General features: G+C 59.7%; 10 protein-coding genes. 5 read left to right on the top strand and 5 right to left on the bottom strand.

Going from position 1 to position 10,478, the window contains the following annotated elements:
• The 3 genes from PLJ71_20240 to PLJ71_20230 all read right to left on the bottom strand — a co-directional run.
• Positions 1–626, bottom strand: a 626-nt coding sequence (locus PLJ71_20240) for a fumarylacetoacetate hydrolase family protein (protein ID HQM51023.1), incomplete at its 3' end; no start/stop codon positions are given.
• A gap of 53 nt (positions 627–679) precedes the next feature.
• The gene (locus PLJ71_20235; GenBank protein ID HQM51022.1) at positions 680–1,717 is read right to left on the bottom strand and encodes a Gfo/Idh/MocA family oxidoreductase; all 1,038 of its coding nucleotides are present in this window, start codon (positions 1,715–1,717) and stop codon (positions 680–682) included.
• Positions 1,714–3,477 (bottom strand): hypothetical protein, encoded by a 1,764-nt coding sequence (locus PLJ71_20230; GenBank protein ID HQM51021.1) that lies wholly within the window; start codon positions 3,475–3,477, stop codon positions 1,714–1,716. Before PLJ71_20230 ends, PLJ71_20235 begins: the two co-directional genes overlap by 4 nt.
• Before the next feature lie 293 nt (positions 3,478–3,770).
• Between PLJ71_20230 and PLJ71_20225 the strand changes: the two genes are divergently transcribed.
• Positions 3,771–4,496 carry a CDP-alcohol phosphatidyltransferase family protein gene (locus PLJ71_20225; protein HQM51020.1) on the top strand — a complete coding sequence of 242 codons (726 nt, stop codon included), beginning with the start codon at positions 3,771–3,773 and terminating at the stop codon, positions 4,494–4,496.
• Here PLJ71_20225 and PLJ71_20220 read toward each other — a convergent pair.
• Positions 4,465–5,280: a carbohydrate-binding family 9-like protein gene (locus PLJ71_20220; GenBank protein HQM51019.1), complete on the bottom strand. Its 816-nt coding sequence runs from the start codon at positions 5,278–5,280 to the stop codon at positions 4,465–4,467. The two genes, PLJ71_20225 and PLJ71_20220, sit on opposite strands and share 32 nt — an antisense overlap.
• Positions 5,281–5,429: 149 nt before the next feature.
• On the opposite strand from PLJ71_20220, the gene PLJ71_20215 reads away from it, so the two are divergent.
• The 4 genes from PLJ71_20215 to PLJ71_20200 all read left to right on the top strand — a co-directional run bounded on the left by PLJ71_20215 (position 5,430) and on the right by PLJ71_20200 (position 8,447).
• Positions 5,430–6,446 (top strand): Gfo/Idh/MocA family oxidoreductase, encoded by a 1,017-nt coding sequence (locus tag PLJ71_20215; GenBank protein ID HQM51018.1) that lies wholly within the window; start codon positions 5,430–5,432, stop codon positions 6,444–6,446.
• A 102-nt stretch (positions 6,447–6,548) separates the two neighbouring features.
• Complete coding sequence (locus PLJ71_20210) at positions 6,549–7,262, top strand: acyltransferase (protein HQM51017.1); 714 nt, start codon at positions 6,549–6,551, stop codon at positions 7,260–7,262.
• 57 nt (positions 7,263–7,319) lie between these two features.
• Entirely contained in the window at positions 7,320–8,084 is a 765-nt protein-coding gene (locus PLJ71_20205) for a DUF434 domain-containing protein (GenBank protein ID HQM51016.1), read from the top strand.
• A 129-nt stretch (positions 8,085–8,213) separates the two neighbouring features.
• Positions 8,214–8,447 (top strand): DUF2905 domain-containing protein, encoded by a 234-nt coding sequence (locus PLJ71_20200; protein HQM51015.1) that lies wholly within the window; start codon positions 8,214–8,216, stop codon positions 8,445–8,447.
• Between the two features lie 63 nt (positions 8,448–8,510).
• On the opposite strand, the gene PLJ71_20195 is transcribed toward PLJ71_20200, so the two are convergent.
• On the bottom strand, positions 8,511–10,073 hold the full coding sequence (locus tag PLJ71_20195; protein ID HQM51014.1) for a hypothetical protein: 1,563 nt from the start codon (positions 10,071–10,073) through the stop codon (positions 8,511–8,513).
• Positions 10,074–10,478 lie beyond the last annotated feature (405 nt).

The following is a 10,478-nucleotide window of genomic DNA, read 5'->3' as shown; positions in this document are numbered from 1 at the left end:
AGGGTCGGCACATCGAAGATCATGTCCTTCGTATTCGAGGATTGCATGATCTCGCCGTTCAGGAAGGCCTTGATGGCGAGCGCGTTGGCATTGGGGACTTCATCCGGGGTAACCAGAACTGGGCCGAGCGGCGCAAAGGTGTCAAATCCCTTGCCGCGGCACCATTGCGTCCCCCCGAGTTTCGACTGCCAGATGCGCGCGGATACGTCGTTGCTGCAGGTGTAACCGAGGACGTAGCTCAGAGCTTCCGCTTTCGGCACGTTGTATGCGGGTTTGCCGATGACCACGGCCAGTTCGGCCTCGTAATCGACCTCTTCCCTGCACACATCCGGCAACTTGATCGGCTCCTTGTGACCGGTCGCCGCGGCAGGGTTCTTCATGAACAGCACGGGATACTCGGGGATGGGCTGTCCTCCTTCCTCGGCATGTTTCCGGTAGTTCAAGCCGATGCACAGGATGGCCGTCGGGTCCAAGGGCGGAAGCCAGTGGCTGGGCTTGACGTCTTCGTTCGAGATGCGCGATTCGCCGGAAGTCACGTCTCCCTCGAGCTTAAGCAGACGGCCATCCTTCTGCTGTGCGGCATACATCATCTTGTTATTCGCGTCCAAAATGCGTGCTAATCTCATGGTCTCGCCTTTCCTGTGTTGGTACCGGCCACACCGTCATGTTCCCATTCGGATCACCTGACCGCAACATCCCGCCCCAGTTTGCTGGACTCGTACGCTGCCAGCGCCGCAGCCACGGCCTGCCGCCCATCCCATGCCGTCACCCGCGGCTCCCGCTCTTCATGGACGGCATTCACGAGATCCTGGACCGTCGCAGCATAGGTCTGAAGCCGGTTCGGGTCGAGATAGCCTTGCCCGGCCCAATCGATGGGCGGCTGCTTCGCCAGCGATTCCCATCCCCGGCCGCCGCAGGCCACCCGGGTCTCATCATACGGATCAATATCGATAAGCCCTTCTTCGCAAATGACACGCGCGGCGAATTCGCTTCTCGGGAAGCCGGGCTTGGGCAGTTCGAACGAACAGAATACGTAGTGGATCGTTCCGTCCTTCATGGTCACGATTGCATCGGTCGTCCCCTCTACAGGCGCGCCGGTCATGGTGCGGCACTTCGCGAACACCGAGCCGAACTCGCTGCCGGTCAGGACCCGGAGCAGGTCGAAGTTGTGGATGCCGTGGCCAAGGAGGAGTCCGGCATTTTCCGGCTTCATCTGCCATTTGGGGACCGCATGCATACCGTTGGGCACCATCTGGCAGGTGCGGATGTGCATGACGCGGCCGACGCGGCCGGAGGTTATCAGTTCGATAGCTGCGCGAACACCAACCCGGTTACGCTGAGTGAACATCACCGAGCATTTGAGGTTGCGTGCTGTGGCTTCGGCGGCTATGGCGTCACAATCCTCGAGGGTCGTGGCCATGGGTTTGTCGATGAGCACGTGTTTTCCGGCTTGAATCGCCGCCAGGGCGTGTTCAGCGTGTTGAGCGTGGGGTGTTCCTACGCAGACGAGATCGACGTCAGGGCTGGCTGCGAGAGCCTCGTATGTGTCGTAGAACGGGACGCCGTATTCCGTGGCCAAGTCCGGGGCCCGGCTGCCTGTTGCAACACCGGCAAGGTGGGCGCCTTCGACGAGGGTAGACACGGCCCGCGCATACGTGTGGCCCATGAACCCCGAGCCGATCAATCCCACGCCAAGAGAGTGCTTTTGCCCGCTCATGACGCAGCTTCCCCCGCGCGGCCCGCACGCGCCGCGGCCCGTTTCCCATACCGCCAAGCGGCGAATCCGAGGACAGCCAGCACCACGCCGACGCCGATCGAATAGAGTCCGTCCGCGATGTGCCCGGTCGCGGCAACGGCCGCCGCCAGAAGCAGGCCGATAAGCCCTGTGGACGCTCCGATAATGCTGATAGCCACGGCGGCGTCGTGCGAGAAGTCGGTGCGCACTTGCCTGGGTTCTTCCTCAGTTTCGACGCCCGCAAGAAACTCACTCACTTCCGTGCGTTTGTCTGGCCCGTCGGGCAGCAGGAAACTCAGCCCGAGCACGCCGAGCAACGTAGGTAGAGCGGTAATCCATGCCATATACGGTACCGTGTTGAGAAACGCCAGCCCCGTGCCTTCGGGATCCATACCAAGGAATTCAGGCGGGAGCAGGCTCAACACATACCCCACCACGCCACATACCGAGCCCAGAGTGAATCCGACCAACGCGCCCCGATTGGACACACGCCGCGTCAGGAAACCCAGAAAAATGGGGATGCCCACCGGGGGGAGCAAAAGACTGAATACTCCCGCCATGATCTGCACAAGGTCGCGCAGGTTCTCCATCTGGGACAGAATTACTGCGACAGCCACGGCGACCAAACCGATCCCAAGTGTAGCGAGGCGGCCCACGAGCACCAGTGACTTCTGGGAGGCGTTCGGCACGAACAGGCGCCTGTAAATGTCATTCGTGATAACGGCGGCCACCGCGTTGTAATCGCTCGAGAGCATCGACATGGTCGCTGAGAACATGCCCGCGATGACTATCCCGAAAAGTCCGGGGGGCAGGAGCGATTTGCAGACCTCGGGATACACCGTATTGGCATCAGCCACGCCGGGCATGAACACCCGTGCGCCGAATGCCGGCAGAAAGAGCAGAGGCACTCCCACGAAAGTCAGGAATCCCACCGTGTATCCGACTTTGCGCGCTTCCTTGTCCGTTTCCACGGAGTAATAGCGCTGCACGATGGGCCATTTGGTGGTATAGACGAGGAATTGCATCAAGGTGAACGGCAGAAGCCACCAGAACGAGTAGTCATCGCTGGTGAGATGCCAGTATCCTTCGGGCGCATTCTGGAAAATCGGCGCGATTCCCCCCACTTTCAGCAACACAAGGGGTATCAGTACAATGACCGCCGCTCCCATGATGACGAACTGCACCGTATCGGTAATCATCACCGCCCAGAGCCCGCCCATCAGCGTGTAGCTGAGCATGACCGTTCCGCACACGATGATGGCAACCGGCATGGCCCAGACATTTTGCATTCCAAGACTGACGGTCACCATGGTTCCGATCACGAAAAGCTTCAGGGCGTCGTCGATGACGATCAACGGAACACCCGCCCAGGAAAAGCATTGCCGGAGCGAGGGGCCGTAGCGGCGCTCGATGAACTCCACGGGGCTGGTAATGTCGATTCGCCGCCAGCGTGCGGCGAAGAAGCGCGCGCTCAGCGCTGCGCAGGGGACGGTGAGCCACCAGATCGTGATGCAGACCAGCCCCTCTTTGTAAGCCAGGGCCGAATAGGAGATGAACGCAAAGGCGCTGAATGTCGTCATATACAGCGAGACGCCCGATACCCACCACGGAACCTTGTTGCCGCCGCAGAAGAAATCCTTGAGATCACGCATCTTCCCTGAGAAATAGATGCCTATGCCGAGCATGATGACGAAGAACCCGGTGAGAATGAGATAGTCGGCCAGAACCAGCCCGCCTTGCACGGCAGTTCCTCCTCTGAATTCGCATTCGTGCGAGGGGAGAGCGAAAGACGCCGAATGCTGCCCCCAAACGTGTCCCGGACTCTGATTATACGGAGGAAAGGAACAGATATCGAATCGGAAAGGGAAAGCGCTGGAGACGGTCAAAGGGACAAAAAGGACCCAGAGCGAACAAGGGTGGGTGACGGGTACTACACGCCCGCACCGGTCGGGATCGGCGCGTCTGCTGCGGCACGCGTATTCGGGGGATTTGGTATAGTTGCGGGGCGAACATTTTGAGTGCGTGAAGGAAGACCATGGAGCATAGCAATCGTTCAAGGGGCCGCATTACCGCGGCGTGGCTGGTGCATGGGTTGACGGCTTCCGGGGCCGTAGCGGGTCTGCTCGCTCTGGTTGCGATCCCTTGCGGGGACTACAAGACAGCGTTCCTGTGGATGGCTGTCGCGATTATCATTGATTCGGTCGACGGGTTTTTGGCGCGCGTGGCCGGGGTGAAGGAATTCGCGCCCTTGCTGGATGGCGCGTTGCTCGACAACCTTGTCGATTACTTCACGTATGTGATTGTGCCGGCCGTGTTCATCGTGTACAGCGATGTCGTCGCGCAGGACACTCGTATCCTGACGGCCATCGCCATCACGTTCGCGTCGACATATCAGTTCTCCCAGAGGGACGCCAAAACCGACGGCCATTATTTCAAAGGCTTCCCCTCGTACTGGAACGTGACCGTGTTTTATCTGCACGTGCTGGTCTGGCCTCAATGGATAAGCGCGGCGATCTTGTGGGTGCTGGCGGCGGCGGTGTTCATCCCGGTGAAATACCTCTATCCGAGCCGCGCGCAACGTTTGCGCACCTTGACGTTGAGCCTGACCTGTTTGTGGGGCGCGTGCATGGTGTGGCTCGTCGTGTCCTATCCGCGGGATCCATGGGCCTTGCGGTATTGGTCACTGCTCTATATTGCATACTACTTCGGGGCAAGCATTTTCTTGACGTTTACTCGCGGGAAACGCCGCCGGCCTTGCTAGAGGCCGAGTCTTCAAAGCGCAGATAGCCGAAGAATTCCGGTTGATGAAAGGAATTCCCTTCCTCTATCTTCGACCATGCCCCGAAATGCGGATGCGAGTTGGTCTCGGCGATCTTGTAGAAGTTTGCGCGCCAGGTCTGCCCCGCGACGCCGCCCAATGGCCCCAGGTATTCTTCGAACAGTTCGAATGGGATGAAGTACTCGATATGCCATGTCACCGGCCCGGCGATTTCGGGCTCGACCGTTTCGGGCATGGAATGAAATATCTTCACTTTTGAGGCGAGTTCCCAGGGGACGCCTCCGCCAGGACGCAGGCTTTCGCCTTTCCACTCCGGATTCTCGTGGTAGGAAAGCAGCATGGCGCCCCCGCAGTTGATCTCGAAGTTGAAATACCCCCGAGCCGCTTTCGGCTGCACGAAGAACTCGACCGCGGCATCTTCCCACACCGGCCCGCGATACGCTGTGGTGATGGAGCGCACATATTGATCTTTGACGCGGAAATGCACGTAGAGTCCCTTGGCATCGTAGAGCACTCTCGCCCTTGTATCGGGCCGGTGGCCGCTGTCCTCGAGCCCATTCTCCAGCTTGGGCAGGAAGTGTGTTACCCGAAGCGTGTTGGCTTCCTTCCAGACCGCTCCGGCCCAATCACCCGACAATGCGGGCGGCGCAGGGGCCCGTTTGGCCACATAGACCGGTTTACCGTCGATGGTCTCGCCCGCGTATGCCGCAAAGGTCAGGAAGGTGAAGATGAGCATGGCGGCAGCCAGGGATCTCGAGTAAGTCATGGCAGAAAACTCCTCAGCTTTTGGTGTTGGGAGCAGTATACATCCTGGCCCTCTTATGATTGCAGACCCGGCTGCACAATGTTAAGATCGCGCCCAATACTGTTGCCGGAAGTTTCAGAACCCCGTAAAAGCAGACAGAGGAGATCCTCATGGCACGCAAGTTGCGCATTGGAATCATCGGTTGCGGCAAGATTGCCACGGTCGACCATGTTCCCCACTACAAAAGCATTCCTGGTGTCGAAATTGTCTCGCTGCTTGATATCAAGCGCAGACAGATCGACAAGCTCAAGGATGCTTTGGATTTGGACGCGAAAGGCTTCACCGATGAAGTCAGGTTTCTGAATTCCGGGCTGGATGCCGTATCCATCTGCACGCCCAATTGTTTCCATTATCCGCAGACGCTTGCTGCGCTGAAGCACGGCATCCACGTGTTGTGCGAGAAGCCCATGGCGGCCACTCCGGCTGAATGCACGGGCATGATCGCCGCCGCCAGGAGCAAGAAACGCGTACTCCAGATTAACCAGAGCCTGCGCTATCTCCCGATTTACCAAACCATGGCGGGCTTGGTGCACAAGGGCGCGATCGGCGAGCCAACGCATGTCCGCTGCATTCGTGCGGGCGGGCCCACGCCGGACATCGGGTGGTCGCCCGGAGCAAAGTGGTTCGTCTCGAAGAAGTACCAGGGCGGTTTGATCCTCGATATCGCCGTGCACATGACCGACCTCATGCGGTGGATGGCAGGCGACATCTCGCAGGTCGCGGCCTACGTCGACACGCGTATCACGCGTATTGACGTGCCGGACAACGTGATGGTCCTGACACGGTTCGCCAACGGAGCCACGGGGGTCTTGGAGTTGAGCTGGACCTTCCCCGTGGGCGCAGGCTATCTCGAAATTTACGGCACCAAGGGCATGCTGCGCCAGGGTTTCGACCCCAACCACCCCATAGAAGTCATAACGCCGGGGGCAAAACACGGCCAATACAAGGTCGCCCATCCCAAACTGACCAAGAACGCGAAAACAAGCCAGCAGGGTTTTGTAGACGCGATTCTGGGCAAGGCGCCCTCGGTTACGCCCGGTGAACTGGGCCGGAAGGCTATTGCGATGTGCGACGCAATTGCCAAGTCCGGGCAGACCGGCAAATTCGTCTCGGTGAAACGGTACTAGCTCTTCCCCGGGCAGAGGAGCACCCCACATGGCCCGCGCGCCGTTTGGCCTTCACGGGACCCTCGTGATACGGTATTTCTTTGGATTGAAAGGCTGACAGTGATGAAACCGTTTGTTCGCGCGTGGCGCACGTGGTGGCACGGCCGCAAATTCGCCAAGAAAGGGGCGCATTGCCGCTTTCCGGCAAGGTTCCTCGAAGTCGACGGGCATGTCGAGCTGGGCGACGATTGCCGATTCCGAAACAACGTCATTCTCCGCACAAAGGGCGAGGGCAAGATCATTTTTGGGACACGCTCGGGCTGCAGCTACTTCTGCTTTCTCGAGGCGACCAAACTCATCAAAATCGGCGATTTTACCGGGCTGGCCGAGTTCGCGGTGGTCCGCGACACCAACCACATGGTTCTCGGGACCTCTGCTCACTGGCGGCTCACCCCCTATATTGCGGAGCCTATCGTGATAGGCAACTGCGTGCTCATTACCAGCCGGGTCTATATCGGACCCGGCGTTGCGATTGGTGACGGAGCCGTTATCGCACCCAATAGCGTAGTCACGAAGGACGTCGGCCCGCTCGAGGTCTGGGGGGGCAGTCCCGCACGGAGAATCGCCCACCGCACGGAGGGCCTCGTTGCCAGGATGATGCAACACAAGTATGGCCACTTGCTCGAAGAATTCGGGCTTAACCGCGAGCGGTATTTCGAAGATATGGAACGTGCCAGTGAACAGGCCGCCGACGGCATCAACCGTGCCGCGATAGAGCGGGACCGGATCAAGGCCGAACTGTCTTCAGCGAAAGGTTCCCGGGACATCGAGGAGTAGCGCGGCCGCGGCGCGGCTGAGTGCTATGACGGCCCCCGGCGCAGGAGGAGGATACCCGTGCCGCCGCAGGAGGGACACAGAGGCAGGCATCCCCGCGATAACGCGTTGTTCGCCCCCAAATGGATTCCCCTGCTCCGCAGCGCCGTTCAAGACATGTCGTTCCTGCTCACACGCCGGTATGCGGAGACCGCCGCGCTCAAGCTCGTGGGCGATCACTATCAACTGACCACGCGGCACCGCCGGGCGGTATTGCGCGCATCATGTTCCGACCAATCGCTCGAGCATCGCCGCAGCCACGAGGTTTGCACCCGGGCATTGCGCGGCCAGCCCATGGTTATCGATGGCTACAACCTGCTCATTGCCGCAGAGAGCATCCTTTCCGGCGGCGTGCTGCTTCGCGGACGCGATGGCTGTGTACGCGACATGGCAAGCGTCCATGGCTCGTACCGCAAGGTTGTCGAGACCGGCGCCGCGATCCGGCTGATCGGCGCGGTCCTGGAGACATGCGCCCCTGCCCCGGTCTGCTGGTTCTTTGACAAGCCGGTCTCCAACAGCGGCCGCCTTAAGGAGATGATGATTGCTATTGCGAAAGAATCAGGATGGGACTGGGATATCCGGCTCATTAACCAAGTGGACGCGACGGTGGCCTCCAGCGATGCCATAGCCGTCTCCTCGGATGGCTGGATTCTGGACCGGGCGAACCGATGGTGCAACGTGACAGACCTGCTGCTGGAACGCGCCAACGCTGCCGGTCAGGTCATTGATCTGCGTCAGGAACCGCAGACACAGCCCGGTTCCAGGAACGTACCGAGTGAGGAATGACCGGCGAAAGGGCTGGTCCCACAATCAAAGCGCCAATTGCATCTCTATTGCCGACTTTCTGAATTGACACCCCGGGTTCCGTCTCGCGACAATAAGAAGGCGGAAAACACAACATATCAGGAAGACAGCGTGGACGCCGCATCGATTGGAAAATGGATTGTCGTGGCCGGCCTTGGGCTTGTCGTGGCTGGCGGCGCGGTCTGGCTGCTCGCGAAGACGGGCGTCCCTTTAGGACGTCTCCCGGGCGATATCCATGTGCAAGGGGAGCGGTCTTCGTTCCACTTCCCAATAGTCACGTGCATTGTGGTCAGCATCGTGCTCACCGTTATTCTGAACATCGTGGCCAGGTTTTGCGGCAAATAGAAACGGGCACGGAGCCTTTTCCGCCCCGTGCCCGCGTGGCGATAGATTCTATATTGGCAGCGCCTAAGCTTCCTCGACCACCTTCCAGCCTGCTGCATCGGCAAGCGCGAAGACCGGTTCCCTAAGGTCGCCGTAGAAGGTGACCCGGTGCCAACCCCACTTGTCCCACATGGTGAAGAGTTTTTCGATGTCGCCGGCCGGCTTGACTCCCAGCTTTGTGCGGCATGCGCGGTCGTCAGGATCGTTCTCGACCGCTTTGCCCTGATGGAAGAGGACCTCTTTGCGGTCTGAAGAAAGTTCCACGGTGGTTGTCATGTAACCCAACGGCAGAATTGACCGTACCGATGCGCCCTGCCGGTCCTCGGAATGGGTCAGGATCTCGTATGAATTCGTGGGGCCCTGGGGGCCGAAAGGCCGGTTCGAGGCCACACAGTGCGCGTAGATAATCTCGCCTTTTGCCGTGTCAATCACGGGGTCCGAGATGTAGCCCGGACGCCCCTGCGACAGGGCACCAAAGGTCACCATGGTCGCCGTCGAGGCGATATCGCATTCGCAGGCGCCTACCAAGCCCTCGTTGCACAACTCGTGGAACCCCAGACACGGATACGCGTGAATATGACCCCCGTAGAAGCCTCCCAGACAGTTTATCGTGATGGCGTTAGCGCCGTATTTGTTCAAGACGGCTTTCTGGCCGAGGTACATCGCGGCTGAAGTCTCAAGCGTCTCACGCGAGACGCCTTCAACCAAGGCCGCGTTCTGCTGCCAACGATCGGCCACGGCGCGAGTCTCGTCCTTGTCGGCGGTCTCCCATGCCTGGTTCACCTCGGCGAAACTCACCTTGATAATGGGGATCCCCATGAATTCGCCGCCGGGCCCCGATTCCTGGTCGCGTACGGCCAGGATCTTCGACGCTTTCATCCGAGCCAGGCACTCATCAGGAGACAACGCCCTGAGAGGATCATCCTTACACGCGAGTCTCCCGGGTTTCGGAGTAGACTTCACGCGGGCTTCCGTGGCCGCCGCAACGAAATCCGCCGGAGACCCGCCCTTTCGCACCATGTCGAAGCAGCGCACGGCCGCGATGTGGTCTTTCATATCCGAGGACGCCACGAACCCGACGTTGGGTGCGTTCTTACGCAAGAACCCCGCCGTGTAGACCAGGAACCCGCCGCTGCCGGCGTATTGGAAATCGGCATACAGCACGGGTTTCCCGGAGGCGGCGATGGTCTGCACGACCTGATTCCAGCAGTTCATCTGATAAACGATGTATCCGTCGATGTTTTTTGACGCATCTTCTTCGAGGATCTTCTTGGCCTGTTCCGGACCCGTAGCGAGGGCGGGCAAGAATTCATAGTGCGGGAACGCCAACGCAAGTTCGTTGTTGATGCGCTCCATCGGCGGGCGGAAATCGAAACCCACGTTCGGCCAGTCGGGGCCGGGCTGCACCTCGGCGTGAAGCGAGTAAATCGTGCGAATACGCATTTTCTCAGCGGCTGTCTTGGCAGCCTTGCGCTCGCCCTTCAGCGACGCGCACCCCGCTGCGCCCAGACAGGCCGCGCAGCCCGTCGCCAGGAATCCGCGGCGGCTCATGCCCATGCACCCGGAGAGTATTGGTGTGTCTTTCATGATGTGTCCCTCAATGCCTGGCCGGGCTGATGCGCCCACAGCCGTGACCTGAACTTCACCCAGTTCGCCACATTTTCCCGTACAACCCAGTGGGATGCACACACTGTATCCAAGAAATTGACGGATTTCCAGATTTATCTTGCCGTATCCGAGGCCGTCTCGCTCAAAAAACCGGCGAGGCAGCGCCGGCACTTCAGAAGACATGCCCCCGGCCATCCCTGCAAGTATCCGAAGAATCACTTGAGCGAATCGCGTGAGCACGAGCAAAGCGTCTGGCTTCTAAATTCTACTGGGTGCGGGGATTGCAGCCGGCCGTGGTTGCGGTATGCTTTTTCAATAGAAAAGGACCCACGCTTTCGTGCGTAAGTCCTTGATTTGATTGGTGGGCCGCGGGCGACTCGAACG

The sequence above is a fragment of the Candidatus Hydrogenedentota bacterium genome, assembly GCA_035416745.1.
In the GTDB taxonomy this organism is placed as follows: domain Bacteria; phylum Hydrogenedentota; class Hydrogenedentia; order Hydrogenedentales; family SLHB01; genus UBA2224.
Note: the sequence above shows the minus strand (reverse complement) of the source record. Positions and strands in the feature narration are given on the sequence as shown.

Coding starts and splice junctions, on each gene's coding strand:
- PLJ71_20235 (HQM51022.1), bottom strand. CDS start 1,717: ATGAGCGGGCAAAAGCACTCTCTTGGCGTGGGATTGATCGGCTCGGGG.
- PLJ71_20225 (HQM51020.1), top strand. CDS start 3,771: ATGGAGCATAGCAATCGTTCAAGGGGCCGCATTACCGCGGCGTGGCTG.
- PLJ71_20220 (HQM51019.1), bottom strand. CDS start 5,280: ATGACTTACTCGAGATCCCTGGCTGCCGCCATGCTCATCTTCACCTTC.
- PLJ71_20215 (HQM51018.1), top strand. CDS start 5,430: ATGGCACGCAAGTTGCGCATTGGAATCATCGGTTGCGGCAAGATTGCC.
- PLJ71_20210 (HQM51017.1), top strand. CDS start 6,549: ATGAAACCGTTTGTTCGCGCGTGGCGCACGTGGTGGCACGGCCGCAAA.
- PLJ71_20195 (HQM51014.1), bottom strand. CDS start 10,073: ATGAAAGACACACCAATACTCTCCGGGTGCATGGGCATGAGCCGCCGC.